Source organism: Variovorax sp. BGA-UO-ETr-C22 (assembly GCF_059567965.1).
This window is the reverse complement of record NZ_JCAQPA010000011.1, coordinates 887,725-909,812: the sequence shown is the minus strand read 5'-3', so window position 1 is coordinate 909,812 and position 22,088 is coordinate 887,725. Positions and strand designations below refer to the sequence as shown.

Here is a 22,088-nt window from a genome sequence, read left to right as displayed (position 1 = left end):
CTACTCTTCCTCGTCGAACGGGTCGATCAGGAGGGTGATGAACCAGTCACCGACGACGGCAATGCAGACAGCGCCCACGGCGTACAGCAGGAGCTGCTGCCAGAGGGGGAAGGTGTCCCAGAGGGTTGGCATGGGTCAGGCTCCGAGAGGTGCCAACCCCGTGCGGGGCAGAATCCAGGTCACCACAACTTGGACCCCGCACGGGGCAGACAAAATGAATTCCAAGGACGAGCTTTTGCAGGCACTCGCCAGTGCGACGAGCGAGATCACCGGGCGGATGTTGGTCATGGGGATGGCCATGGAAGAGGTCATGAGAAGCCTCCCAAGCGCGGCACGGTCGACCATTGCTGCAAACCTGCGGACGAACGTGGGCCAGGTGCTCGAGGAGCAAGAAGACCCGACGAATCACGACATGGAGAGTTCTGCAACGCTTCAACTGGCAGCGTTGCTGGAGGCTCTAGGCCAGCCCCCGAAGATGTAGCGGCGGCCATCTCAGGCCCCTTGCTCAACGGGAGCGGCCTTGCGCAGCACAGCCCAGTTCACATCTGGCCGGAGTTCTTCGCAACGCACGCCGGTCAGCAGTTCGATCTCGGGGCAGAATTCCGCGGGCACCCGCTCCTTCTTCCAGCGAGAGATCGAAGCCTTCTGTTTTCCCAGCGCGTCGGCCAACTTGGTGGAGCCGCCAGCAATGGAACAAGCTCGCTCGAGAGGGGATTGCATGCGTGATCCTGAAGTTTCGGATAACTATACCGCTCAGTATCGGGATACGAAACAACACAAATGCAATATCGATCCGCGCGCTTATGCTTTTTCGATGGGGTTCACCGATCGATTGAAAGAAGCACGCAAGAGCGCGGGCATGACTGGCCAGCAGTTGGGCGACGCCATCGGCTGCTCGAAGCAAAACATCTCTCACTGGGAGGCTGGCCGCTTCGAGCCCAACCTGTCCTACATCGTCAAGCTTTGTGAGACGCTTGATGTGTCGAGCGACTGGCTACTGCTGGGGAAAGCTCCAGACTCCCTTTCAGCCGGCGCACTCAAGCAGGCACGCTTCTATGACGCACTGACGCCCGACGCGAAGCGCCGATGGGAAACGCTCAAGATGATCTTGGTAGGAGGCGCATCTGACGCGACCGTCGAGCGCAGGATGCCCATCACCGCCAGGCCGCCCGCGGAGCCCGCCACAACCAACACCCACAAGAAAACTGAGGAGTGATATGCGCCTGCCTTTCGTTCTGTTCGCCGCCGTCCTGGCCACCGCCTGTACGTTCGCAAGCCAGACTCATGGACCCAACGGCAAACCAGCTCACAGCATCAGTTGCCACGGTGGCGCGAACAGTTGGGGGTCGTGCTACGAAAAGGCCGGGAGCGTCTGCGGTGTGGCCGGCTACGACGTCGTGATGCAGAACGGCTCGGTGACGCCATTCGGGATGGCCAATGGATATGCCAATTCGGCCGGTGGCAGCTTCTCTGGTTTCGGCGGTGGAATGGTCAGCCGGAGCCTTCTGGTGCAATGCCGCGCACCAGCCTAGTCTGCTCATGCTCCAAGCCAAGCCCGCCTCGAGCGGGCTTTCTTATGCCCGTCGAGTATCGGTTTCTTTGACTGCATATTGCGACTCTGTATAACGAAAGAGTTTCGCTTTCCTTGACCGATTAGTTTCGGTTCACGATACTACGTCCATCCCAAACAGGAGATGGACATGCAGACAGCAACCCCGCGCAGGCCGTACGGCCGAGACTTCCGTCAGATGCCGGAGAGCATGCCGGCGCTGACGTTGGCGCCCCTCGAGCCGCATGGCTGGAAGATCGGCCGCGTCGCTCCCATCGACAAGACCTCTGACGCTGGCGACCGTGAGTACGCCGCGCGCTGCAACGACATCCGCACCCGCCACTGGCGCGACCTGGACGCATGCACGGTGGGCGATGTTGCGCACGACGAGCGCTTGGCTGAAGTTGTGCGCAAGGGTGGCGCGCCGGCTGAGGTGGGCAAGGTGCTGCTGCAGCTGGTGCACGAGCGGGTCGAAGCGATTGTTCGGAGCGCAGCATGATCACCGCGCACGACATCATCCGCGCGTGGTGTGCGTCGATGGGGATGCCTGCGCCGTCGAAGGGTGACTGCGCTGCGTTGCTGGCGCTGCTGTTTCCGTCGGCGTCGGTGGAAGAGCTGCTGGGAGAGACGGCATCGTGAGCCCCCGCCGCACCATCACCCAGCATGTCGTCGACTGGACCCTCGGCGCGCTCGCGTGCTTCGTCCTGTTGCTGCTCATGGCCTGGATGGACAGCAAGCAGTCGGAGACGGACGCGATGCGCATCACGGCGCAGGTGGTCAGGGACCGCGCGGCTGAGCACGCTGCGATGCGGGGGCCGCGATGAATCCGGGCATCTACTACGACCTGCCGATCGAGCAGTACCACGGCAACAGCCTGAGCGTGTCGAAGTCTGGGCTGGACGATCTGGCGCTGTGCCCTGCGATGTTCTACGCGCTGCACCTGGACCCGGATCGCCCGGCGCGCAGCGAGAAGGCTGGGCAGCTCGAAGGCAACCTTGCGCATACAGCGCTGCTCGAGCCCGACGAGTTCAGCAAGCGCTACGCCGTGCTGCCCAAGGACGCGCCCAGCAGGCCCACGCCGGCGCAGTGGAAGGCCGTGAACAGCAACGAGTCGAGCTCCGCGGCGAAGGAGTGGTGGACGGCTTGGAACAAGGCGAACGGCGGTGCGCGGATCATCACTGCAGACCAAGGCCATGCGGCGCGCTGCCAAGCGCACAGCATGCGCTCCCTGACGAACGTATGGGGCGGTCTGTCGATGGCCGACATGCTCAAGCGCGGCAAGGCCGAGGTTTCAGCGTACTGGACCGACCCCATCACCGGTGTCCTGTGCCGCTGCAGGCCCGACCTCGTAGTGCCGATCAACGCGCGCCAGGTCGTGCTCGTCGACGTGAAGACCTTCAGCGATGCCACGCCGCGCGAGTTCATGCGGCAGGTGGTGCGCAAGCGCTACTTCATGCAGGACAGCTTTTACAGCGAAGGCTACGCGCGCGCATCGGGCCTCGAGGTCGTTGGCTTCGTGTTCGTCGTCGTGGAGGACAAGTGGCCCTTCCTCGCTGCGTCCTATCAGCTGGGCGACGAGAGCCGCCACGAAGGCGCGCTGCAGCACCGCGACCTGCTGGACACCTACGCCGAGTGCGTGCGCACGAACACGTGGCCCGGCTACACGGCGGCGACGGAAACGCTCGACCTGCCACCGTATGCCCTCTCTTCACAAGAAATCGAGCTGAGCTATGCAGCTTGAAGAATGGCGGCCGGTGCCCGGCTTCGAATCGCTCTACTCCGTCTCGTCACTGGGCAGGGTTCGCTCGGAGCGCCGTGAGGTCGTGTACGTGACCAACAAAAAACAGACCGTGCGCGAGCGAATCATGTCGCAGGCGAAGAAGAAAAGCGGCCACTGCTCCGTGATGTTTTACGGCGCGCAGAGAAAACGGCTGCACGTGCACCGACTCGTTCTTTTCGCCTTCGTCGGAGAGCCGCCGACGCCATTGCATGAGGCCGCACACAACGACGGTGATCCCAGCAACAACACGCTGGAGAACCTCCGCTGGGCAACGCGCGCCAGCAACCACGCCGACAAGGTCGCACATGGCACCCACAACCGTGGCGAACGCCACCCGAACAGCAAGTTGACGAACGCACAAGCCGAGGCCATACGACAAGACCCGAGGTTGTGCAAAGCCATCGCGTCCGAGTACGGCATCACCTTTCAAACGGTTTGGCAAATCAAGGCCGGCAAGAGCCGGAAGACATCATGAACATCTCCGACCTTTCATCAACGATCGTCCCCCGCTCGGACCAAAAGAACGCCGAGGAATTGCTGAGCGGCCCGCAAACCATCACTGTGGCCGACGTACGCATCGGCACCGATGAGCAGCCCGTGGTCATCCACTACGACGGCGAAGACGGACGGCCGTACAAGCCCGGCAAGACCTGCCGAAAGATCCTGATCTTTGCTTGGGGCGAAGACGGCCGGAACTGGATCGGGAAGTCGATGACCCTGTTCAACGACACGGCTGTGCGGTTCGGTGGAATGGCTGTTGGTGGTATCCGCATCAGCCATCTCAGCGACATCGAAGGCCCGATCAATGTGTCGCTGACGGCCACCAAAGGCAAGAAGGCCCAGCACACGATTCAGCCGCTCGAGGTGATGCACCTCGGCGACGTCATCAAGGCGATCCGCGCGGCGAACAACCGCGACGGCATGGCAGCGGCCAAGGCGATGGCACAAAAGCTCACAGCGCCCGGCGACATCGAAGCCGCTCTGCAGGCCTACAAGGAGCGCGCCGCCGAGCTCAAGGCCAAGCCCGAGGCCGCCAAGCAGCCCGAGCCCGAGCCGGCACTCACGCCCGGCCCCGACGACGACTCGAACCCCTTCTGATCCCAGCCCTTTTTTCAACCACCTGGAGCCCTGACCCATGTTCTCTCTCGAAACGTTCACCAAGCTGAAGCTCTCCGAAGTCGCCGTGCTGTCGTCGAAGAACCGCGAGCCCAGCGACTTGCCCGGCGCGCAACTGTCGTTCAGCGGCCTCGTGTCGAACGAGCTGCTGACCGAGTTCAACGGATCGCTGCGCAGCTTCCTGTACACGAAGACGGCGGCCAGCTCCGACGCTGATCAGGGCCGGCTCGACGTCGACGTGAACGAACTGCCGAACCTCTCGACGCTGGGCCTGCTGCTAGAGAAGCTGGAGCTGAAGAAGGTCGAGCTCACCGGCTACAGCCTGGTGATCGATCACGGCATGGGCGGCAAGTCGAATCTCGAGCTCGAAGACTGCGTGTGCTCCGACTTCGTGCTGCACCCGAAAGAAGGCGGCTCTGTGCTGCTGACGTTCAAAGTCGAATCGCAGAGCGTGTCCGAGAAGGTGTTCGGCAAACTCGCGACGCTCAAGAGCCTCGAAGTGCAGATCACGCTGACGCCGCCCGACGTCGACCAGCAGCAGATCGAAGACTGATGTTCCCACCCGAGGGCGTCAGCACGACGCCCTGCCCACTTCACGAGGTAGCCATGCCCACCAACAGCATCAAAGAAACGATCTCTGCGCACGACGAGGGAGAGGACTTGCCCCGGATGGGCGCAGCCTTCAATCCCGATGTGGACAACGAGACGACATTTGAAGTCGCAGCAGACATTCAGAAGCTGATCGCCAGTGCGCCGGATCGCATCTGGCTGGACCTCGGCGAGAACCTCGAATCGCTGAGTGATGACGCCACGTTTCGCGACCTCCGCGAGGTGACGTGGAGCGAGGACAACGCCACCGGCTGTGGCATCAAGTACGTTCGCGCCCCACTGGCGCCCTTCCTGAGCATCGACTTCAAGCAGGCTGACGCACTGCTGTCGATGTTCGGCGGCGAGCCGTGCGAAGTCACCCTCAGCATCGCAGAAGGCCGCAGCGGACGCGGCCTCTATGCGCACTACACCGAATACCCGGAAGAAGGTGCCGAGTTCCTGGGCGTCACAGATGGGGAAGCTGCACCTGCTGCCGCCCTCGCCCAGCCCGCGCCCGTGCAGTCCGGTTGGCAAGTGGTTCCGGTCGAGCCGACCGACGACATGCTCTACGAAATTCAGGAGAACGCTCACATCCTGCCGCCGCGTGGAAAGCGCATTTGGAAGATGCTGCTCAAGGCCGCGCCCGTGCAGCAGGACGCCCCTGCACCCTCGATGGCGTGCAAGGGCAAGAACTGCGGCACGACGACGGGCGACCACTCGCCTGAGTGCGTCGCGGAACACGAGGCCGCCTATAGCTCCGGCGGCCAGCTCGACACTCCCGGCAACCGCAATCCGGAAAGCCGGTACAGAGGCTACAAGGGCGAACCTCTCGGCGACAGCGCATCTGACGACCAACGTGCTGCATGGGATGAGGGGCGCCGGGCGGCTGTGCCGGCTACCTCCCCTGCACCCTCGATGGTGGGTGATGCGAAGGGAGGTGCGTGATGGAAGCGCAGCACATAGCGGGGCTGCTTGTCCTCGACCGTCACGGCACCATCAAGGCAGGCCCAGTGCATCAGTTCGCGCGCGGCAGCGGGCAGAGCCAGTTTGCGATGCTCACATCCAGCTGCATTGAAACGGATTCGAATGTGGATGTGATCGTCCAACAGAACGCCCGCCGCGTGGTCGCTTGCTGGAATGCCTTTGACGGCATGAGCACCGAAGAAATCGAAGCGCTCGGTGCGGGCGGGGCGAGCGCCGCCATCTCGGGCCAGAAGCCGGCCGAGGGAGAAAAGGTATGAGCGCGCAACACACGCCAGGCAACTACGACGATCAGACGCGGAACGTGCAGCTGATCATGTCCAAAGGCTTTCGGCTCATTGGCGGACCAATCCCAGCGCAGGTTCGCAAGGAATTGCGCGCGGCCGTAAAGAGCGGCGTTCTGGGCCACATGAAAAAGGACGGCCTTCTGCCCGAGGTCTTCTTCCACAACATCCACCCGCATTGCTACACAGCTGTTGACGCTCGCAAGCGAGAGGCAGCAGATGCCGTCAAAGCACTCGCCAGCGTGATGGTGAGCCCTGCCGAGTACCGCGCGGGCATAGAAGCCATGGGGGGTGATGTTGAAGAGCAATTGCTCGCACGCGCCAAAGCCACGGAAGGCCCCGCACCATGAACACCCCCGAGCTATCCACTGCCTCCGCTGGAGAGGCGATTGCGTGGCTGCACGAAAGCGATCCGGCACGCTGCATCACCAACCTGCAAAAGGCATCGGCACTGCGTGACGGCGGCGCCTCCGCGAGCAGCGTCACGCCCTACAACATCGCCCTCTATGCATCACCAGCGCCAGGGCGGGCGCCGCTGACGGATGAGCAGATTGCAGTGCTGCAGTTCCTCTATGGACTGGGCAACCTGGACGGATGCGGATGCGGATTCGGCGACCGGCCACACGGCGAGCGCGGTATGTACTGGTGGCGCAAGCACCTGCGCGCAGCCTTCCCGGGCATCGCTCCTGCTGGCGGGATTGGAGGCGAGCTGTGAGCAACTGGCAAGCCTTCTGGTGCGTCATCGCCATCTTCATCGTGTGCGAGGTTGTGCTGACCCTGCACGGCATCGATACCTTGCTGTGGCGCTTCAAGACGCCTGCCGAGAAGGTCATCCAACAAAAGCTGAGCGGAGATTGCAAGCCATGACATCCCACCCCACAGAAGTGAAGCTGCCCGAGAGCCTGGAGGTGATGCCCGAGTTGGACGCGGCGCACATTCTTCCCTACTCAGCGATCCGCTACGTGAATGGCTATCCAGAGTCCTACGTCAAAGCCTACGCACGCTCCTTCGCCGAATCCGCCCTCAAGGCACGCGACGCGGAGATCGAGCGGCTGAGGGGCGATGCTGAGCGCTATCGCTGGCTGCGCGATGAAGCTCATCCCGACCGAGACGACACCGGAATATCGGTGAGTGAGGCGGACTTCAACGACTGGGGCAACCGCTTCACGCGCTACTTTTCTGGCAACGCACTCGACGCCGCCATCGATCAGGCCCGAGCTACGGGCGGGGAGAAGGCAAATGGTTGACGAAACACCAGAGCAGCGCGCTCGCCGTCTTGGCGTGCCCTTCGTCGCTCCACTCAAGTTCTATGGTCGCCCTCTCAACTCGAACCCGGTTGTGGCGGTCTGCGGCGGCTGTGGCCGCGACGTTCACCGCATGGAGGGCTATTCGTGTCCTCTGTCGCAGTGCCCGATTCAACCAAAGGCGTACTGACATGAAAACACTAAATCTCAGCATCGACATTTTGGACGGCGAACAAGATGACATCGTCGTGGTCATCGCGGATGGCAAGCGGGTCAGCGGGGAGGTGCATCGCGAACCCTACGTTGAGGAACGCTGGGGTCGCTACCACAACGCCAAATCTGCAGCACGCCGCATCGTGTCCGACACCCTTCTGCGCTGGGACTTTCCATCATGACCACCACCGAAGCCTTCGAGGCGAGCCTGCGCGCTGAGTTTGAGGCGCTCCCTGAGTTTCTCGCAGACCCGCTCCTGCTGCAGCGCCAGTTGAACCGGGAAAGCTACGTCTACACCCTCGTGCAAGGCATGTGGGAGGGCTACCAAGCCGGAGACAAGGCCGCGCGGGCAACTATCAAGCAATCCTTAACAGTTGCCGAGGCGCTGATGCCGGAGCCCTTCGGCTATGTGCCCTTCCCCGGAGAGTTCTATCCGCCTGACCAGCTCGATGCAGAGGTCAAGGACGATCCGTTCACCACGCGCGTCTACACCGCCGCCCAGATGCGCGCGATGTTCGACGCCGCAACAGAGCGCGCCGCAAAGCAATGCGAGGAGCGGGCCGACGAACTGTCCAAGCAATGGCGCGCGGGCCACAAGACCAACGCCCACCTTGAAGGCCAGTCTGATGGCGCATTCGACTGTGCCGCTGCAATCAGGGGAACACCATGAGCGCCGATGAAATCGTGGACCGCTTCTACGTCGAGCACGGCCCCTGCTGCGCCGGCTGCGACTGGTGGGCACCGGCAAACAGCTGCGTAGGCGAGTGCCGCCGTTCAGCGCCCGTGTCCGGCGCGCAGCGAATCTCCATGCTCGGCATGCGAAGCCCCAGCATCCAGCCCGAGGCCGGCCACATCATGACGCCACGCGAACACCACTGCGGCGAGTTCAAGGACGACTTCGACTGGAGCACCTTGCCGCCGCAATACCTGCGACGGATCGGCCATGCCGCTGCAATCAGAGCGCGAGACGAGGGGGTGAGGGGATGAGCACGCTTCAATTCCAAATCGGCGACCGTGTGCACGCCTGCAAGTCGATCTATGAAGGCCCCGACGATCACCACCCGGGCGGCTATCTCTGCCGCAAGGGCGATCTGCTCATCGTGCGCAAGGTGGTGCCGGGATCGGGCCGCCCGCTCAGGGTCTCCCACGAAGACGTGCTGGACATGACTTTCGCAGTCGCGCCCGACGAGATCGGCCGGGCTGAGGATGGGAGGGGTTAGGCCATGCTCGATGCAACCGAAGCGGCTGCGTTTTTGGGGGTGTCCCGGAGCAAGATATACGATCTGGCCGCGCGCGGGCGCCTCACCAGCTATCGGATTGATAGCGCGCTTCGCTTTGAGCGCGAAGACCTGGAGACCTTCAAAACATCATGTCGATCAGCTTCGACGCCCCCAACAAGCGGTGGCGGTATCAATTTGACAAGCGCATTGCCGGCAAGCGGGTCCGCGCTAGCCAACTACTTCCGAAAGGCTGGACTCGCTCCCAAGCGGACGCGTTTGACCAGAAAGAAACCGGGCGCCTCTACGCCGTTGCAACTGGTGTCATCAAGCCCGAGCCGCTGATCGACGAGGCGGTGCTGCTCTACCTTCAGCACCGCGGCCCCAAGCTCAAGAGCCTCGAGAACATCAAGCGCGAGCTCAACGAGTGCGCCGACATCTACGCCGGCCGCCCCTTCTCACACCTTCCCGACATCGCCCTCGAGTACAAGCCGGTGCGGGTGTCCATCGTCAACGGCGAGGAAGTCGAGACGCCGCTGGCGCCGGCCACCGTCAAGAACCGCCTGGCCTACATCCGGGCCGCATGCCGCTACGCCTGGAAGAAGCACAAGAAGGGCGACCACGATCCGGCCGAGCGCATGGAAATGCCGAAGGTGCAGAACGAGCGGCACGTCTACCTCAACCGTCGCCAGTTCATCGAGGTGTGCCAGCAGATGAAGCCCGGGGCCGACCGGGCCGCGGTGCGCATCGCGTTCTACAGCGGCATGCGTGCGGGCGAGGTGGGGCTGTGCGATCTGTACGGCGACGAGCGCGTGCAGGCGTTCCTGCTACCGCCCGAGGTCACGAAGAATGGCCGGCCGCGCGCGGTGCCGATCCATCCGAAGCTCGCGCACATCGTGCGCAACCCGGATCTGTGGCCGATGCAGCGCACGCGCTGGACCGTGAGCAAGGCTTTCAAGAAGGCAGCGCGCGCCGCGGGCTACGGCCACGCCAGGCTGCACGACATGCGGCACAGCACCGCGAGCGAGATGCTGAACGGCGGCGCACACCTCAACACCGTGGGCGGCGTGCTGGGCCATCTGTCCGCCGTGAGCACGCGCCGCTACGCGCACCTGGTGGTCGACACGCTGGCAACGGCCGTGAACCTCGTGGGCAAAAACTCCCCCACAGCGGCAAAGAAAAAGGCCGCTTGAGGGCGGCCTTAGACGGGGTGTTTTCAGAGGGAAATGGTGCTGGTAGGACGTACTGGATTCGAACCAGTGACCAACGGATTAAAAGTCCGCTGCTCTACCAACTGAGCTAACGTCCCGGAACCATTTTTCTTGCTTCTTGCCGACGTTGAATCCAGCAAAGCCTTGGATTATAGCGTGGTGTTTCTCGCAATTTCGTCGAGCACCCACCCTGCCGCACATTGACCGAAGGTGGCGGTCACGCTGACCACCGATCCGTAGCCGTGGCAGTTGAGCGAACCGTCGCCCGCATCGATCTGGCAGGACGCATCGGGCGGTGCCACGCTCTCGCGGCTGAACACGCAGGCCAGGCCGATCTTGCGGCCTTCGCGCGGCGCGCCGTGCAGCTTGCGCAGGCGCTGGCGAAGCTGGGCCAGCAACGGGTCGTGGGTGACGAGCGACAGGTCTTCGATGTCGACCTTGTGCGCCTGCCGCTTGCCGCCCGCCGCACCGACCGTGATGAACGCGGTGCTGCGCGACACGGTGCGCGCCCAGGCGGCCATGGCGAGCTTGGCCTTCACCTGGTCGCAGGCATCGATGACCGCATGGACCGGCCCGTGGGCGGCCTGCGCGGTCTCGAGCAGCGAAGCCCAGTTGTCGGGCTCGACGAACTCGTCGATGGCGAGCACCTGGCACTCGGGGTTGATCTGCGCGATGCGCTCGCGCATGGCTTCGACCTTGGCCTGCCCGACGGTCGAGTCGAGCGCGTGGATCTGGCGGTTGATGTTCGATTCCGACACGTGGTCGAGGTCGATGAGCGTCAGGCGCCCCACCCCACTGCGTGCCAGCGCCTCCACGGCCCACGAGCCCACGCCACCGATGCCGACGACGAGCACATGCGCGTGGCGGATGCGCGCGGCACCGGCCACGCCGTACAGGCGCTCGAGGCCGCCGAAGCGGCGCGCAAAGTCAGGCGCCGCGGTGTCGGTGAGGACATCCGCGGCGGCCATGGGGAGGGAAGAGGCTTCTTCAGCCGAAGGCATCATCGAAGCACTCTCAAGCGGAACACTCCGCCGAAACGGTCATTGCATCAACGCAGGCGCGACAGACGCTCGCGGCCCGCCTGTGCGGCTTCCGACTGCGGGTAGGCCTTGGTCAGGTCTTCCAGCGTGCGGCGTGCGGCGCGCGTGTCCTTCAGTTCGATCTGGCAGTTCGCGATCGACAGCACGGCTTCGGGCGCCTTGGCATGGTCGGGCGCGAGCGAGAGCATCGAGCGGAAATTGGCGATGGCTTCGTTGTAGTTGCGCGTGGCGTACTGCGCATTGCCGAGCCAGAACAGCGCGGACGCGTTGTAGCCGCTTTGCGGGTAGCGCTTCACGAACTCGGCGAAGGCGGTCTGGGCCTGCGCGAACTGCCCCGAGCGGAAGACGCCCAGGGCTGCTTCGAAGTCGGCCTTTTCCTTCGGATCGGCGTTGAACTCGCGGCCGTCGATCGAGACCTTGGACGGCTCGTTCTGCTTGAGCTTGTCGTCGATGGTGGTCTGGCGCGACTGCATTTCGCTCAGCGTGCGCGTGAGCTGCTCGTTCTGGCCGGTCATGCGTGCCAGTTCGCCGCGCATCTGCTCGATCTGGCTTTGCAGGTCGAGCAGGCTGCGACGCAGCTGGCCGTTTTCGTCGGCCAGGCGCTGGTCGGTCTGCTGGCGCATGGCTTCGACGCGCTGGCGCAGGTCGAGGATGGCGCGGCGCGCCTCGTCGTCCTCGAACAGCGCCGCCTGCGAGCCGGCCGACGCGCAGAACAAGGCGGCGGCGAGGGCCGCGCCTCGCCACAGGGCACGTGGTTGCATCACCGGGTGTAGCGGATTTCAGCGCGGCGGTTCTGCGCCCACACTTCTTCACCCGAGCCTTGGGCCGCGGGCTTTTCCTTGCCGAAGCTCACGGCTTCAATCTGGCTGTCATTCACGCCCAGTAGCGTGAGCGCACGGCGCACGGCTTCGGAACGCTTCTGGCCGAGGGCCAGGTTGTACTCGCGGCCGCCGCGCTCGTCGGTGTGGCCTTCGATCGAGATGCGACGTTGCGTGGCGCCCTTGAGGAAGCGCGCGTGGCCGTCGATCACCGACTGGAACTCGGGCTTGACCGTGTAGCTGTCGTAGTCGAAGTACACGATGCGTGCCACGCCGACCGGACCTTGCGCCGTGTTGGCGTTCGGGTCGATGGTCACCGGGGCCACGGCGGTTGCGCCGCCTTGCTGGCCGCCGGCCGTGCCGCTGCGGTCGGTGACCGGCGTTTCGTTGAGCTTGGTGCCCGACGAGCAACCGGCGATGAGCGCCACGATGGCGAGCGAATAGATCGTACGTTTCAACATTTGCGAACTCCTCAAGTAAATTTATCTGGTCAATGCTTATTGCTTTTGAAACGGACCCCAGTCCGGTTCACGGATGTCTCCCGCCTGGCCCGCGAGGCGGGCCTTGATCTTTCCGTCCAGCGTGGTCGTCATGAGCGCCTCGCGACCCTGCAGGTGCGTGGCATAGACGATCAGCTTGCTGTTGGGTGCGAAGCTCGGGCTCTCGTCGGCCGTGGTGTCGGTGATCGCGGCGACATTGCCGCTGGCCAACTCCATCACGTGGAGTTTGAACGCACCGCCGACCCGCGAGATGTAGGCCAACCACCGGCCATCGCCGCTGACAGATGGAGAAATGTTGTAGGTGCCGCTGAAGGTGACCCGCGTCGGGTTGCCGCCGCTGGCACTCATCTTGTAGATCTGGGGCGCACCGCCGCGGTCGCTCACGAAGTAGATCGTGCTGCCGTCGGCCGAGTACACGGGCTCGGTGTCGATGCTCGAGCTCTGGGTGAGGCGGCGCGGTTCGCCGCCGCTGGCCGGGATGGTGTACAGCTGCGAGCCGCCATCGCGGCTGAGCGTGACGGCCAGCGAACCGCCGTCGGGCGCCCAGGCCGGGGCGCTGTTGGAGCCCTTGAAGTTGGCGAGCAGACGGCGCTGGCCGCTGGCCACGTTGTGCACGTAGACCACGGGCTTGCGCGACTCGAAGGACACATACGCCAGCTGCTGGCCGTTGGACGACCAGCAGGGCGAGATGATCGGCTCGGGGCTGGCGAGCGCGGCCTGTGCGTTCTCGCCGTCGGCATCGGCCACCCACAGCGAGTAGCGGCTGCCACCCTTGGTGACGTAGGCGATGCGGGTCGAGAAGATGCCCTTCTCGCCGGTCAGCTTCTCGTACACGTAGTCGGCGATGCGGTGCGCTGCCAGGCGCAGGTCGCCCTGCGGCACGGTGTAGCTCTGGCCGCCGAGGTCGCGGTCTTTCACGACGTCCCACAGGCGGAAGCGCACGTCGTAGCGGCCGTCGCCGAGCCGGCTGACGCTGCCCACCACGAGCGAGTCGGCGGTGCGCTGGCGCCACAGGGCGAGGTCGGGGCGCGAGGATTCGTCGAGCGCCTGGCCCGAGGCATCGACGCCGCGGAACTGGCCGCTGCGTTCGAGGTCGGCCTGGACGATGTCGGAAATCTTCTGGGGCGAGGCGTCCTGCCCCCGGAAAGGCACGAGCGCGATCGGCAACTGCGTCAGCCCCACGCCCGACACCTCGACCCGGAACTGGGCCATGGCGGGAAGCATGGGAGAGGCAGCAAGGGCCGCGATGAGGCTGCGGCGTGCAATCAACGATGAAGAAGGAGTTGGGGAAAGATCTGGCAACGGCTTGTTCATGCGGTTCGGAGAGGTTTCCGGGTAAAAAGTTTCTCCCCGGCGTTTCACGGGCCACATGTTACACACTGGTTTGGACACGCCGTCACAAAACGTTTATCCGGCGAAATGGTCCTACAGGCCTCTCGAAAGGCGGTCGGAGCCGCCCCGTAAAATCCGCCGCCATATGCAAGCATCCCCCGGCAGCGAGAGCGCCCGCCCTCCCCTCATGCGCCGGCTGGCGCGACTCATGACCTGGTTCGGCAGTTCGCGCCAATGGTGGGCCGTGGGGCTGATCGGCGCCCTGCTGGCCGCGCTCACCGAGCCGCTCATGGCCGCCCTGCTCAAGCCGCTGCTCGACCGGGGCTTCACGCGCGGCGAGATGCCGCTGTGGTTCATTCCGGCCGCCGTGCTGCTGCTGTTCGCGGTGCGCGGCATCGCGCAATTCATTTCGCAGTACGCGCTCTCGCGCATCGCCAACGAAGGCATGCAGAAGCTGCGCCGCGTGCTGTTCGAACGGCTGCTCGGCGCCGAGCTGGCGCTGTTCGCACGGCAGTCGGCCAGCGCGCTGTCGAACACCGTCGTGTACGAGGTGCAGACCGGCGCCATGCTGCTGGTGCAGGCGCTGCTCGGGCTCTCACGCGACGGCTTCACGCTCATTGCGCTGCTGGGCTACCTGGTCTACCTGAACTGGAAACTCACGCTCATCGTCGCCTTCCTGGTGCCCAGCATCTCCTGGATCATGAAGGTGTTCTCCAAGCGCCTGTACAAGCTCACGCAGCAAGGCCAGCAAGCCACCGACGAGCTGGCCTACGTGGTCGAGGAAAACGTGCTGGCCCACCGCGTGGTGCGGCTGCACGGCGCGGAACAGGCGCAGGAGCGCCGCTTCGAGCAGCTGAGCCAGCGCCTCAACCGCCTGGCCGTGAAATCGACCATCGCCCAGGCCGCCACCACGCCGCTGACGCAGATGATGGCTTCGCTGGCGCTGTCGGTGGTGGTGATGATCGCGCTGTGGCAAAGCGGCAAGCAGGGCTTCACGGTGGGGGGCTTCGTTGCCTACATCACGGCCATGCTGATGCTGATCGCGCCGATCCGCCGCCTCGCAGAAGTGGCCGGGCCGATCACGCGCGGACTGGCAGCGCTGGAGCGCGGCTTGATCCTCATCGACGAGGTGGCGCCGGAATCGCAGGGCACCTTCAGCATCGCGCACGCGCAAGGCCACATCGAGCTACGCAACGTGCAGGTCAGCTACCGCGGCGACGACGAACAGCGCGCGCTCGACGGCGTGAACCTCGTCATCGAGCCCGGCCAGGTAGTGGCCTTCGTCGGCCCCTCGGGCTCGGGCAAGACCACGCTGGTCAACCTGCTGCCGCGCTTCGTGCAGCCCAGCGGCGGCCAGGTGCTGCTCGACGGCCACGACACCAGCGAGTGGCAGCTCAAGAGCCTGCGCGCCCAGTTCGCGATGGTGAGCCAGGACGTGGTGATGCTCAACGACACACTCGCCGCCAACGTGGCGCTGGGCGGCGACATCGACATCGCGCGCGTGCAGTCCTGCCTCGAGGCGGCCAACCTGAGCGCGCATGTCGAGACGCTGCCGCAGGGCATCGAGACCGTGCTCGGCCACAACGCCACGCAGCTGTCGGGCGGCCAGCGCCAACGGCTGGCCATTGCCCGCGCGCTCTACAAGAACGCGCCCGTGCTACTGCTCGACGAAGCCACGTCGGCCCTCGACACCGAATCGGAACGGCTGGTGCAGGACGCCCTGCAGCGCCTGATGCAGGGTCGCACCACGCTGATCGTGGCGCACCGCCTGTCGACCATCCAGCATGCCGACCGCATCATCGTGATGGAGCAAGGCCGCATCGCCGAGCAAGGCAGCCACGAGCAGCTCATGGCGAGCGACGGACTCTATGCGCGGCTGCAGACGCTGGCGGTGCGCAGCGCGGCGCCGGGGCAGGACCCGACGCTCTGACCCTCAGCGCGCGGTGCCTGCCGCGCCACGCGCCTTCTTCGCCGCCGGCGCAGCGTTCTGCGGCGGCAGCGTGCCATCGGACACCAGCACGCCCGTCGACAGGATGAATTCCGCGGCGCTTTCGATGTCGCCCTGCAGCGCGGCACGGGCCTTGGCGCCGTCGCGGCGCTTCAGCGCGGCCAGCAGCGCCGCATGGTGCGACATCGCCACCTTGTCCCCGACGCGGCGCGAGCCGGCCCGCAGGTCGTAGTTGAGGATGGGGCCGATGCGCAGCCACAGCGCTTCGATCATCTGCAACAACACCGGCATGTCGGCCGCGGCGTAGACCGCGAAGTGGAACTCCTTGTTGAAGGTGACGAGCTTCGAGCCGTCGGGGCTCGCCGCATTCATCTCGGCCGCGAACTCGTCGTGCCAGCGCGTGATGTCGCGCAGCGCCACCGCGCCCGACGCCGAGGCCGCCAGCTCCGTGGCCAAACCTTCGAGGTTGGTGCGGATGGTGGTGATTTCCTTGAACTGCGCCGCCGTCATCCGGGGCACGCGCAAGGTGCGGCTGGGCGTGAGTTCGAGCGCCTGCTCGGCCACCAGGCGCTGCATCGCCTCGCGCACCGGCATCACGCTCACGCCCAGCGCCTCGGCCGCGCTGCGCAATGAAATCTGCTCGCCCGGCATCATCTGCCCGCTCATCACGAGGTCGCGCAACTGGTCGTAGACGTTGGCGCTGAGCGTCTGGCGCTTCAGGGGGGTGACGAGATCGGTGAGGCTCATGCGTCGAAGTATATGGCCGGGGTATTCCCTATGAATTATCTGTGATCACAGATATACGATCCCCTTCATTCCGAAATCGACCTCAAGGATCTCTTCAGCATGTGGAACAACAACTCCCTCGCCGGCCGGCGCGTGCTCGTCACCGCCGGTGCCAACGGCATCGGCCTGGACATCGTGCGCAGCTTCGCCGCGGCGGGCGCCAAGGTCTTCGTCTGCGATGTGCAGGCTGCCAGCCTCGACCAGCTGGCGCGTGAACTGCCCGAGGTGGGCCGCTGCGTCGCCGACGTGTCCAACGAGGACGACGTGGCCCGCCTCTTCGAGGCCGTCGACCGCGAGCTCGGCGGCCTCGACGTGCTGGTGAACAACGCCGGCGTGGCCGGCCCCACCGGCCCGGTCGAGACCGTCTCGCTCGCCGACTGGGAGCGCACGATGGCCGTCAACGTCACCGGCCAGTTCCTCTGCGTGCGGCTGGCCGTGCCGCGGCTGCGCAAGGGCCGCCTGCCCGCCATCATCAACCTGTCCTCGGCCGCCGGGCACCTGGGCATGCCGGGGCGCTCGCCCTACTCCGCCTCGAAGTGGGCCGTCATCGGCTTCACGAAAACGCTGGCGCTCGAGCTCGGGGCAGACGGCATCCGCGTCAACGCGATCCTGCCGGGCGCGGTCGACGGTCCGCGCATCCGCGCCGTGATCGCCGCCAAGGCCGAAGCGCTGGGCAAGCCGCTCGACGAAGTGACGCGCGCCTACACCGCGCAGGCCGCGCTGGGCCGCATGGTCACGGCCACGGACATCGCGAACATGGTGCTGTTCGCCGCCAGCGACCTGGCCGCCAGCGTCACGGGCCAGGAGCTCGTGGTGGACGGCCACACGCAAGCACTGAGCTGATCCGCTCGCACGCCCTTTCTTTCCATCTTCTTCTTTCCGGACACCTCATGGCCCAACGCCCCAAAGCCATCATTACCTGCGCCCCCACGGGTGCCATCCACACGCCCAGCATGTCGCCGCACCTTCCCGTGACGGCCGACGAGATTGCGCAAGCTTCGATCGAAGCCGCCCGCGCGGGCGCCGCGATCCTGCACCTGCATGCGCGCGACCCGAAGGACGGCCGCCCCTCGCAGGACCCGGACCTGTTCCGCCCCTTCCTCTCGAAGATCAAGGCCGCGACCGATGCGGTGATCAACATCACCACCGGCGGCAGCCCGCACATGAGCGTCGAGGAGCGCATGCGCCCGGCCACCACCTTCAAGCCCGAGCTCGCGTCGCTCAACATGGGCTCGATGAACTTCGGTCTCTTTCCGATGCTGGAGCGCTTCAAGTCCTTCGAGCATGAATGGGAGCGCGAGCACCTGGAGAACAGCCGCAACCTGATCTTCAAGAACACCTTTGCCGACATCGAGAACATCCTGAAGCTCGGCAACGCCAACGGCACGCGCTTCGAGTTCGAGTGCTACGACGTGAGCCACCTCAACAACCTGCGGCACTTCCTGGACCGCGGGCTGGTGCAGGCCCCGGTCTTCGTGCAGACGGTCTTTGGCATCCTGGGCGGCATCGGCGCCGATCCCGAAGACCTGATGCACATGCGCCGCACCGCCGCGCGGCTGTTCGGCGACCGCTTCGAGTGGTCGATCCTCGGCACCGGCCGCAACCAGCTGCCGCTGGCCACCATCGGCGCGGCCATGGGCTCGCACGTGCGCGTCGGGCTCGAAGACTCGCTGTGGATCGGCCCGGGCCGGCTCGCCGCGTCGAGCGCCGAGCAGGTGCTGCGCATCCGCGCCGTGCTGGAGGCACTGAACATCGACATCGCGACACCCGCCGAGGCGCGCGAGATCCTCGGCCTCAAGGGCGCGGCGAACGTCGACTTCTAGCCCTGCGCCAGAACCTCTGACCCGACTCGGCCCGGCCCATGACCGGGCCGCATCTGCACGCCCGCCGGCGCCCGCCGACGACCTTCCGCCAGAACACGACAGGACAGGAGAGAGACATCCCATGCAACACCCATCCATCCCCGCCACGCCGCCGGGCCTGCGCGCCCGCCAGGCCGTCGACGAGCAGGCCTCGCTCAATGCGCTGATCTTCCGCAAGCTCATGCCGCTGCTGGTGCTGGCCTATGTGATCAGCTTCATCGACCGCACCAACATCGCGCTGGCCAAGAGCCACATGGCCGTGGACATCGGCATCTCGGCGGCCGCCTACGGGCTGGGCGCCGGGCTGTTCTTCCTGAGCTACGCGCTGCTCGAAGTGCCCAGCAATCTGGTGATGCACCGCGTGGGCGCCCGCTGGTGGATCGCCCGCATCATGATCACCTGGGGGCTGCTGTCGGCGGGCATGGCCTTCGTCACGGGCGAGACCTCGTTCTACGTGATGCGCATCCTGCTCGGCGCGGCGGAAGCCGGCCTGTTCCCGGGCGTGATGCTGTACCTGAACTACTGGTTCGGCCGCAAGGACCGCGCACGCGCCACGGGCTACTTCCTGCTCGGCGTGTGCATCGCGAACATCCTCAGCGGCCCGGTCGGCGGCGCGCTGCTGCAGATGGACGGCCTGTGGGGCTGGCACGGCTGGCAATGGATGTTCGTGCTCGAAGGCCTGCCCGCCGTGGCGCTGGCCTTCGTGGTCTGGCGCAAGCTGCCCGACGGCCCCTCCAGCGCCAGCTGGCTCACGCGCCCGCAGGCACAGGCCATCGAACGCCAGCTCGCCGCCGAACGCGCCGAGGACGTGGCCAACGGCCAGGTCGGCGAGTCGTTCCGCGCCTGCCTGGTCGACCGGCAGATCTGGCTGGCGATCTTTGTCTACTTCTGCCACCAGATCAGCATCTACACGGTGATCTTCTTCCTGCCGAGCATCATCGGCACCTACGGCAAGCTCTCGCCGCTGGAAATCGGCGCGCTCAACTCGCTGCCCTGGGTGGCCGCCGCCGTCGGCGCCATTGCGCTGCCGCGGCTCGCGGTCACGCCGCAGCGCGGTCGGCTCCTGCTGCTGGTCGGGCTGGTCTCGATGGCGGTGGGCCTGCTGATCGCCGCCTTCGCGAGCCCGGCCATTGCGCTTGCCGGCTTCTGCCTCACGGGCTCGATGTTCTTCGTGGTGCAGTCCGTGATCTTCCTGTTCGCGTCCTCACGGCTGGCTGGCGTGGCGCTGGCAGGCGGACTCGCGTTGGTCAACACCTGCGGCCTCGTGGGCGGCTTCATCGGCCCGTCGGTGATGGGCTGGATCGAGCAGAGCACGGGCAGCACGAAGAACGGGCTGTTGCTGATCGCCGGGATGCTGGTGGCCGCCGCGCTGGCCAGCGTCTGGATGCGGCAAGGCCAGGAGTCGAAGCGCTGACCCGTCGCTGCAACGGGCCGCGCACTCCTGTCGTCAGAGCAACACGATGTCGTACTGCCCCTGCCCGATCGCCGGCTCCGACTGCAGCGAGATCGGCTTGCCGATGAAGTCGCTCAGCCCCGCGAGGTGCTGGCTCTCCTCGTCGAGGAACAGCTCGATCACCTGCGGCGACGAGACGATGCGGAACTCGCGCGGCGTGAACTGCCGCGCCTCGCGCAGGATCTCGCGCATCACGTCGTAGGCCACGCTGCGCGCGGTCTTCACGATGCCTTGCCCGCCGCAGGCCACGCAGGGTTCGCACAGCATGTGGGCCAGCGATTCGCGCGTGCGCTTGCGCGTCATCTCGACGAGGCCGAGCTGCGAGAAGCCGCCGGCCGTGGTCTTCACGCGGTCGCGCGCGAGCTGCTTGCGGAACTCGGCCAGCACCTGCTCGCGGTGGTCGTCGCGGGCCATGTCGATGAAGTCGACGATGATGATCCCGCCCAGGTTGCGCAGGCGCAGCTGCCGCGCAATGGCCTGCGCGGCCTCCAGGTTGGTCTTGAAGATGGTGTCGTCGAAGTTGCGCGCACCGACGAAGCCGCCGGTGTTCACATCGACGGTGGTCAGCGCCTCGGTCTGGTCGACCACGAGGTAGCCGCCCGATTTCAGGTCGACGCGCCGGCCCAGCGCCTTCGCGATTTCCTCGTCCACCGAATACAGGTCGAAGATCGGCCGCTCGCCCTTGTAGTGCTGCAGCTTGCCCGCGGCCTGCGGCATGAATTCGAGGCCGAATTTCAGCAGCACCTCGAACTGCTCGCGCGAATCGATGCGGATGGTCTGCGTGTCTTCGCTCGTCATGTCGCGCAGCACGCGCTGCAGCAGGCTCAGGTCCTGGTGCAGCAGCGACATGGCCGGCATGCGGCTCGAGGCCTCGCGGATGCGCGTCCAGGTCTTGCGCAGGTAGGCGATGTCTTCGGCCAGTTCGGCATCGGCCGCGTCTTCGCCGTTGGTGCGCAGGATGAAGCCGCCCGTGTTCACCGGTACCACGCCGCCGCTCTCGGCGGCCGCGGCCGCTTCGATGAGCGCCAGCATGCGGTTGCGCAGCGACTCGCGCTGGTCGGGCGGAATCTTCTGCGACACGCCGATGTGGTTGTCCTGCGGCAGGAACACCAGCAGCCGGCCCGCGATGCTGATCTGCGTGGACAGCCGCGCGCCCTTGGTGCCGATCGGGTCCTTGATGACCTGCACCAGCAGCGACTGGCCCTCGAACACCTGCTTCTCGATGGGCACCATCGGCCCGCCGTTGCGGTGGTCGCGTTCGGGCGGCGTGGCGCTCGGGCGCGAGCCCGGCGTAAACGGCGAGACGATGTCGGCCACGTGCAGGAAGGCGGTGCGCTCCAGGCCGATGTCGATGAAGGCCGACTGCATGCCCGGCAGCACGCGCGAGACCTTGCCCAGGTAGATGTTGCCGACCAGCCCGCGCTCGAGCGTGCGCTCGACGTGCAGCTCTTGCACCGCGCCGTGCTCGACCAGCGCCACACGGGTCTCCTGCGGAGACCAGTTGATCAGGATGTCTTGCATGGATGTCTTAAGTATTGAAACCGACGCCTCGAAGCAGCTGCGCGGTCTCGAACATGGGGAGTCCCATGATGCCCGAATAGGAGCCGCTGATGTGCTCGACGAACGCCGCCGCGGCGCCCTGGATGGCGTAGGCGCCGGCCTTGCCGAGCGGCTCGCCGCTGGCAGCGTAGGCCGTGACCTGCTTCTTCGTGAGCGTGGCGAAGCGCACGCGCGACACGCTGAGCGCCGCATGGCGTCGACGGCCGTTCTGCAGCGCGACCGCCGTGAGCACGCGGTGCGTGGCGCCGGACAAGTGCGCGAGCATGCGTTCGGCATCGCGTGCGTCCTCGGGCTTGCCGAGGATGGTGCGGCCGAGCGCGACCGTGGTGTCGGCGCAGAGCACGGGCGCATCGGCCAGGACCAGGCGCTTGCGGCGCGCGACGGCGGCATCGAGCTTGAGGGCGGTGACGCGCTGCACGTAGGCGGTCGGCGATTCGTTCGGCAGCAAGGCCTCGAGCGCCTCGGCGTCTTCGTCGGCGCCGGCCAGCAGCAGTTCGTGGCGCACGCCGAGCTGGCCGAGCAATTGGGCGCGGCGCGGGCTTTGCGACGCGAGGTAGATGAAGTCAGGCAAGTTCAGGTCTCCGAGGTGGGCCCCACCGCCGGCCC

The 22,088-nt window shown here is 65.7% G+C and carries 34 protein-coding genes, 1 tRNA gene and 1 pseudogene; 26 read left to right on the top strand and 10 right to left on the bottom strand.

Annotated elements, in window-relative coordinates:
- On the bottom strand, positions 1 to 132 hold the full coding sequence (locus tag AC57B8_RS24275) for a hypothetical protein (protein WP_496480986.1): 132 nt from the start codon (positions 130 to 132) through the stop codon (positions 1 to 3).
- An 82-nt stretch (positions 133 to 214) separates the two neighbouring features.
- Here AC57B8_RS24275 and AC57B8_RS24270 point away from each other — a divergent pair, with 82 nt between their 5' ends.
- Entirely contained in the window at positions 215 to 481 is a 267-nt protein-coding gene (locus AC57B8_RS24270; RefSeq protein ID WP_496480985.1) for a hypothetical protein, read from the top strand.
- 11 nt (positions 482 to 492) lie between these two features.
- On the opposite strand, the gene AC57B8_RS24265 is transcribed toward AC57B8_RS24270, so the two are convergent.
- Positions 493 to 720, bottom strand: coding sequence for a transcriptional regulator (locus tag AC57B8_RS24265; RefSeq protein ID WP_496480984.1), 228 nt, complete (start codon positions 718 to 720; stop codon positions 493 to 495).
- On the opposite strand from AC57B8_RS24265, the gene AC57B8_RS24260 reads away from it, so the two are divergent.
- From AC57B8_RS24260 to AC57B8_RS24160, 21 genes and pseudogenes are all read left to right on the top strand, one after another.
- Positions 719 to 1,216 carry a helix-turn-helix domain-containing protein gene (locus AC57B8_RS24260; RefSeq protein ID WP_496480983.1) on the top strand — a complete coding sequence of 166 codons (498 nt, stop codon included), beginning with the start codon at positions 719 to 721 and terminating at the stop codon, positions 1,214 to 1,216. The two genes, AC57B8_RS24265 and AC57B8_RS24260, sit on opposite strands and share 2 nt — an antisense overlap.
- A gap of 1 nt (position 1,217) precedes the next feature.
- The gene (locus AC57B8_RS24255; RefSeq protein WP_496480982.1) at positions 1,218 to 1,532 is read left to right on the top strand and encodes a hypothetical protein; all 315 of its coding nucleotides are present in this window, start codon (positions 1,218 to 1,220) and stop codon (positions 1,530 to 1,532) included.
- 168 nt (positions 1,533 to 1,700) lie between these two features.
- Positions 1,701 to 2,048, top strand: coding sequence for a hypothetical protein (locus tag AC57B8_RS24250; protein ID WP_496480981.1), 348 nt, complete (start codon positions 1,701 to 1,703; stop codon positions 2,046 to 2,048).
- On the top strand, positions 2,045 to 2,188 hold the full coding sequence (locus AC57B8_RS24245) for a hypothetical protein (protein ID WP_496480980.1): 144 nt from the start codon (positions 2,045 to 2,047) through the stop codon (positions 2,186 to 2,188). Before AC57B8_RS24250 ends, AC57B8_RS24245 begins: the two co-directional genes overlap by 4 nt.
- Positions 2,185 to 2,373: a hypothetical protein gene (locus AC57B8_RS24240; RefSeq protein WP_496480979.1), complete on the top strand. Its 189-nt coding sequence runs from the start codon at positions 2,185 to 2,187 to the stop codon at positions 2,371 to 2,373. The genes AC57B8_RS24245 and AC57B8_RS24240 overlap by 4 nt, the downstream gene beginning before the upstream one ends.
- On the top strand, positions 2,370 to 3,290 hold the full coding sequence (locus AC57B8_RS24235) for a PD-(D/E)XK nuclease-like domain-containing protein (RefSeq protein WP_496480978.1): 921 nt from the start codon (positions 2,370 to 2,372) through the stop codon (positions 3,288 to 3,290). Before AC57B8_RS24240 ends, AC57B8_RS24235 begins: the two co-directional genes overlap by 4 nt.
- Positions 3,280 to 3,804 carry an NUMOD4 domain-containing protein gene (locus tag AC57B8_RS24230; protein WP_496480977.1) on the top strand — a complete coding sequence of 175 codons (525 nt, stop codon included), beginning with the start codon at positions 3,280 to 3,282 and terminating at the stop codon, positions 3,802 to 3,804. The genes AC57B8_RS24235 and AC57B8_RS24230 overlap by 11 nt, the downstream gene beginning before the upstream one ends.
- On the top strand, positions 3,801 to 4,427 hold the full coding sequence (locus AC57B8_RS24225; RefSeq protein ID WP_496480976.1) for a hypothetical protein: 627 nt from the start codon (positions 3,801 to 3,803) through the stop codon (positions 4,425 to 4,427). The genes AC57B8_RS24230 and AC57B8_RS24225 overlap by 4 nt, the downstream gene beginning before the upstream one ends.
- A 37-nt stretch (positions 4,428 to 4,464) precedes the next feature.
- A complete protein-coding gene (locus AC57B8_RS24220; protein WP_496480975.1) occupies positions 4,465 to 4,998 on the top strand; it encodes a hypothetical protein in 534 nt (177 codons plus the stop codon).
- Between the two features lie 53 nt (positions 4,999 to 5,051).
- Positions 5,052 to 5,978 (top strand): hypothetical protein, encoded by a 927-nt coding sequence (locus tag AC57B8_RS24215; protein WP_496480974.1) that lies wholly within the window; start codon positions 5,052 to 5,054, stop codon positions 5,976 to 5,978.
- Positions 5,978 to 6,274 carry a hypothetical protein gene (locus AC57B8_RS24210; protein WP_496480973.1) on the top strand — a complete coding sequence of 99 codons (297 nt, stop codon included), beginning with the start codon at positions 5,978 to 5,980 and terminating at the stop codon, positions 6,272 to 6,274. Before AC57B8_RS24215 ends, AC57B8_RS24210 begins: the two co-directional genes overlap by 1 nt.
- Entirely contained in the window at positions 6,271 to 6,648 is a 378-nt protein-coding gene (locus AC57B8_RS24205) for a hypothetical protein (protein WP_496480972.1), read from the top strand. Before AC57B8_RS24210 ends, AC57B8_RS24205 begins: the two co-directional genes overlap by 4 nt.
- Positions 6,645 to 7,013, top strand: coding sequence for a hypothetical protein (locus tag AC57B8_RS24200; protein ID WP_496480971.1), 369 nt, complete (start codon positions 6,645 to 6,647; stop codon positions 7,011 to 7,013). The genes AC57B8_RS24205 and AC57B8_RS24200 overlap by 4 nt, the downstream gene beginning before the upstream one ends.
- Positions 7,010 to 7,165 (top strand): hypothetical protein, encoded by a 156-nt coding sequence (locus AC57B8_RS24195; protein ID WP_496480970.1) that lies wholly within the window; start codon positions 7,010 to 7,012, stop codon positions 7,163 to 7,165. Before AC57B8_RS24200 ends, AC57B8_RS24195 begins: the two co-directional genes overlap by 4 nt.
- Positions 7,162 to 7,545 (top strand): hypothetical protein, encoded by a 384-nt coding sequence (locus AC57B8_RS24190; protein WP_496480969.1) that lies wholly within the window; start codon positions 7,162 to 7,164, stop codon positions 7,543 to 7,545. The genes AC57B8_RS24195 and AC57B8_RS24190 overlap by 4 nt, the downstream gene beginning before the upstream one ends.
- 188 nt (positions 7,546 to 7,733) lie before the next feature.
- Positions 7,734 to 7,937 carry a hypothetical protein gene (locus tag AC57B8_RS24185; protein ID WP_496480968.1) on the top strand — a complete coding sequence of 68 codons (204 nt, stop codon included), beginning with the start codon at positions 7,734 to 7,736 and terminating at the stop codon, positions 7,935 to 7,937.
- Positions 7,934 to 8,425, top strand: a complete 492-nt coding sequence (locus AC57B8_RS24180; protein WP_496480967.1) for a hypothetical protein — start codon at positions 7,934 to 7,936, stop codon at positions 8,423 to 8,425. The genes AC57B8_RS24185 and AC57B8_RS24180 overlap by 4 nt, the downstream gene beginning before the upstream one ends.
- On the top strand, positions 8,422 to 8,742 hold the full coding sequence (locus tag AC57B8_RS24175; protein ID WP_496480966.1) for a hypothetical protein: 321 nt from the start codon (positions 8,422 to 8,424) through the stop codon (positions 8,740 to 8,742). The genes AC57B8_RS24180 and AC57B8_RS24175 overlap by 4 nt, the downstream gene beginning before the upstream one ends.
- A complete protein-coding gene (locus tag AC57B8_RS24170; protein ID WP_496480965.1) occupies positions 8,739 to 8,975 on the top strand; it encodes a hypothetical protein in 237 nt (78 codons plus the stop codon). Before AC57B8_RS24175 ends, AC57B8_RS24170 begins: the two co-directional genes overlap by 4 nt.
- A 3-nt stretch (positions 8,976 to 8,978) precedes the next feature.
- Positions 8,979 to 9,110, top strand: a pseudogene (locus tag AC57B8_RS24165) (helix-turn-helix domain-containing protein); the annotation flags it as partial.
- 14 nt (positions 9,111 to 9,124) lie between these two features.
- Entirely contained in the window at positions 9,125 to 10,165 is a 1,041-nt protein-coding gene (locus tag AC57B8_RS24160) for a tyrosine-type recombinase/integrase (RefSeq protein WP_496480964.1), read from the top strand.
- Between the two features lie 40 nt (positions 10,166 to 10,205).
- On the opposite strand, the gene AC57B8_RS24155 is transcribed toward AC57B8_RS24160, so the two are convergent.
- The 5 genes from AC57B8_RS24155 to tolB form a co-directional block, all read right to left on the bottom strand.
- A tRNA-Lys gene (locus AC57B8_RS24155) sits at positions 10,206 to 10,281 on the bottom strand.
- Between the two features lie 51 nt (positions 10,282 to 10,332).
- Positions 10,333 to 11,151: a tRNA threonylcarbamoyladenosine dehydratase gene (locus AC57B8_RS24150; protein WP_496480963.1), complete on the bottom strand. Its 819-nt coding sequence runs from the start codon at positions 11,149 to 11,151 to the stop codon at positions 10,333 to 10,335.
- Positions 11,152 to 11,231: 80 nt separating this feature from the next.
- A complete protein-coding gene (gene ybgF / locus AC57B8_RS24145) occupies positions 11,232 to 11,984 on the bottom strand; it encodes a tol-pal system protein YbgF (protein WP_062470144.1) in 753 nt (250 codons plus the stop codon).
- Entirely contained in the window at positions 11,984 to 12,502 is a 519-nt protein-coding gene (pal, locus tag AC57B8_RS24140) for a peptidoglycan-associated lipoprotein Pal (protein WP_062470142.1), read from the bottom strand. Before pal ends, ybgF begins: the two co-directional genes overlap by 1 nt.
- A gap of 36 nt (positions 12,503 to 12,538) precedes the next feature.
- Positions 12,539 to 13,855: a Tol-Pal system beta propeller repeat protein TolB gene (tolB, locus tag AC57B8_RS24135; protein ID WP_095745431.1), complete on the bottom strand. Its 1,317-nt coding sequence runs from the start codon at positions 13,853 to 13,855 to the stop codon at positions 12,539 to 12,541.
- A 163-nt stretch (positions 13,856 to 14,018) separates the two neighbouring features.
- Here tolB and msbA point away from each other — a divergent pair, with 163 nt between their 5' ends.
- Positions 14,019 to 15,803, top strand: a complete 1,785-nt coding sequence (gene msbA, locus AC57B8_RS24130; protein ID WP_496480962.1) for a lipid A export permease/ATP-binding protein MsbA — start codon at positions 14,019 to 14,021, stop codon at positions 15,801 to 15,803.
- Between the two features lie 3 nt (positions 15,804 to 15,806).
- Here msbA and AC57B8_RS24125 read toward each other — a convergent pair whose 3' ends face one another.
- Positions 15,807 to 16,568 (bottom strand): GntR family transcriptional regulator, encoded by a 762-nt coding sequence (locus tag AC57B8_RS24125; protein WP_496480961.1) that lies wholly within the window; start codon positions 16,566 to 16,568, stop codon positions 15,807 to 15,809.
- 99 nt (positions 16,569 to 16,667) lie between these two features.
- Between AC57B8_RS24125 and AC57B8_RS24120 the strand changes: the two genes are divergently transcribed.
- From AC57B8_RS24120 to AC57B8_RS24110, 3 genes are all read left to right on the top strand, one after another.
- The gene (locus AC57B8_RS24120; RefSeq protein ID WP_095948650.1) at positions 16,668 to 17,450 is read left to right on the top strand and encodes an SDR family oxidoreductase; all 783 of its coding nucleotides are present in this window, start codon (positions 16,668 to 16,670) and stop codon (positions 17,448 to 17,450) included.
- Positions 17,451 to 17,497: 47 nt separating this feature from the next.
- Positions 17,498 to 18,430, top strand: a complete 933-nt coding sequence (gene kce, locus AC57B8_RS24115) for a 3,5-dioxohexanoate:acetyl-CoA acetone transferase (RefSeq protein WP_341892456.1) — start codon at positions 17,498 to 17,500, stop codon at positions 18,428 to 18,430.
- Positions 18,431 to 18,551: 121 nt separating this feature from the next.
- Positions 18,552 to 19,883 carry an MFS transporter gene (locus tag AC57B8_RS24110; RefSeq protein WP_492734653.1) on the top strand — a complete coding sequence of 444 codons (1,332 nt, stop codon included), beginning with the start codon at positions 18,552 to 18,554 and terminating at the stop codon, positions 19,881 to 19,883.
- 33 nt (positions 19,884 to 19,916) lie between these two features.
- Here AC57B8_RS24110 and rng read toward each other — a convergent pair whose 3' ends face one another.
- Positions 19,917 to 21,443 (bottom strand): ribonuclease G, encoded by a 1,527-nt coding sequence (gene rng / locus AC57B8_RS24105; RefSeq protein ID WP_056580445.1) that lies wholly within the window; start codon positions 21,441 to 21,443, stop codon positions 19,917 to 19,919.
- Between the two features lie 7 nt (positions 21,444 to 21,450).
- On the bottom strand, positions 21,451 to 22,053 hold the full coding sequence (locus AC57B8_RS24100) for a Maf family protein (RefSeq protein WP_496480960.1): 603 nt from the start codon (positions 22,051 to 22,053) through the stop codon (positions 21,451 to 21,453).
- Positions 22,054 to 22,088: the final 35 nt, after the last annotated feature.

Bases quoted from the DNA above. Each gene is read 5' to 3' on its own strand.
- AC57B8_RS24230 (WP_496480977.1), top strand. From the start codon at position 3,280: ATGCAGCTTGAAGAATGGCGGCCGGTGCCCGGCTTCGAATCGCTCTAC.
- AC57B8_RS24210 (WP_496480973.1), top strand. From the start codon at position 5,978: ATGGAAGCGCAGCACATAGCGGGGCTGCTTGTCCTCGACCGTCACGGC.
- AC57B8_RS24250 (WP_496480981.1), top strand. From the start codon at position 1,701: ATGCAGACAGCAACCCCGCGCAGGCCGTACGGCCGAGACTTCCGTCAG.
- tolB (WP_095745431.1), bottom strand. From the start codon at position 13,855: ATGAACAAGCCGTTGCCAGATCTTTCCCCAACTCCTTCTTCATCGTTG.
- AC57B8_RS24110 (WP_492734653.1), top strand. From the start codon at position 18,552: ATGCAACACCCATCCATCCCCGCCACGCCGCCGGGCCTGCGCGCCCGC.
- kce (WP_341892456.1), top strand. From the start codon at position 17,498: ATGGCCCAACGCCCCAAAGCCATCATTACCTGCGCCCCCACGGGTGCC.
- AC57B8_RS24200 (WP_496480971.1), top strand. From the start codon at position 6,645: ATGAACACCCCCGAGCTATCCACTGCCTCCGCTGGAGAGGCGATTGCG.
- AC57B8_RS24265 (WP_496480984.1), bottom strand. From the start codon at position 720: ATGCAATCCCCTCTCGAGCGAGCTTGTTCCATTGCTGGCGGCTCCACC.
- ybgF (WP_062470144.1), bottom strand. From the start codon at position 11,984: ATGCAACCACGTGCCCTGTGGCGAGGCGCGGCCCTCGCCGCCGCCTTG.
- AC57B8_RS24185 (WP_496480968.1), top strand. From the start codon at position 7,734: ATGAAAACACTAAATCTCAGCATCGACATTTTGGACGGCGAACAAGAT.
- AC57B8_RS24125 (WP_496480961.1), bottom strand. From the start codon at position 16,568: ATGAGCCTCACCGATCTCGTCACCCCCCTGAAGCGCCAGACGCTCAGC.
- AC57B8_RS24275 (WP_496480986.1), bottom strand. From the start codon at position 132: ATGCCAACCCTCTGGGACACCTTCCCCCTCTGGCAGCAGCTCCTGCTG.
- AC57B8_RS24235 (WP_496480978.1), top strand. From the start codon at position 2,370: ATGAATCCGGGCATCTACTACGACCTGCCGATCGAGCAGTACCACGGC.
- AC57B8_RS24180 (WP_496480967.1), top strand. From the start codon at position 7,934: ATGACCACCACCGAAGCCTTCGAGGCGAGCCTGCGCGCTGAGTTTGAG.
- msbA (WP_496480962.1), top strand. From the start codon at position 14,019: ATGCAAGCATCCCCCGGCAGCGAGAGCGCCCGCCCTCCCCTCATGCGC.
- pal (WP_062470142.1), bottom strand. From the start codon at position 12,502: ATGTTGAAACGTACGATCTATTCGCTCGCCATCGTGGCGCTCATCGCC.
- AC57B8_RS24215 (WP_496480974.1), top strand. From the start codon at position 5,052: ATGCCCACCAACAGCATCAAAGAAACGATCTCTGCGCACGACGAGGGA.
- AC57B8_RS24225 (WP_496480976.1), top strand. From the start codon at position 3,801: ATGAACATCTCCGACCTTTCATCAACGATCGTCCCCCGCTCGGACCAA.
- AC57B8_RS24245 (WP_496480980.1), top strand. From the start codon at position 2,045: ATGATCACCGCGCACGACATCATCCGCGCGTGGTGTGCGTCGATGGGG.
- AC57B8_RS24170 (WP_496480965.1), top strand. From the start codon at position 8,739: ATGAGCACGCTTCAATTCCAAATCGGCGACCGTGTGCACGCCTGCAAG.
- rng (WP_056580445.1), bottom strand. From the start codon at position 21,443: ATGCAAGACATCCTGATCAACTGGTCTCCGCAGGAGACCCGTGTGGCG.
- AC57B8_RS24190 (WP_496480969.1), top strand. From the start codon at position 7,162: ATGACATCCCACCCCACAGAAGTGAAGCTGCCCGAGAGCCTGGAGGTG.
- AC57B8_RS24255 (WP_496480982.1), top strand. From the start codon at position 1,218: ATGCGCCTGCCTTTCGTTCTGTTCGCCGCCGTCCTGGCCACCGCCTGT.
- AC57B8_RS24260 (WP_496480983.1), top strand. From the start codon at position 719: ATGCGTGATCCTGAAGTTTCGGATAACTATACCGCTCAGTATCGGGAT.
- AC57B8_RS24160 (WP_496480964.1), top strand. From the start codon at position 9,125: ATGTCGATCAGCTTCGACGCCCCCAACAAGCGGTGGCGGTATCAATTT.
- AC57B8_RS24150 (WP_496480963.1), bottom strand. From the start codon at position 11,151: ATGGCCGCCGCGGATGTCCTCACCGACACCGCGGCGCCTGACTTTGCG.
- AC57B8_RS24220 (WP_496480975.1), top strand. From the start codon at position 4,465: ATGTTCTCTCTCGAAACGTTCACCAAGCTGAAGCTCTCCGAAGTCGCC.
- AC57B8_RS24120 (WP_095948650.1), top strand. From the start codon at position 16,668: ATGTGGAACAACAACTCCCTCGCCGGCCGGCGCGTGCTCGTCACCGCC.
- AC57B8_RS24205 (WP_496480972.1), top strand. From the start codon at position 6,271: ATGAGCGCGCAACACACGCCAGGCAACTACGACGATCAGACGCGGAAC.
- AC57B8_RS24270 (WP_496480985.1), top strand. From the start codon at position 215: ATGAATTCCAAGGACGAGCTTTTGCAGGCACTCGCCAGTGCGACGAGC.
- AC57B8_RS24175 (WP_496480966.1), top strand. From the start codon at position 8,422: ATGAGCGCCGATGAAATCGTGGACCGCTTCTACGTCGAGCACGGCCCC.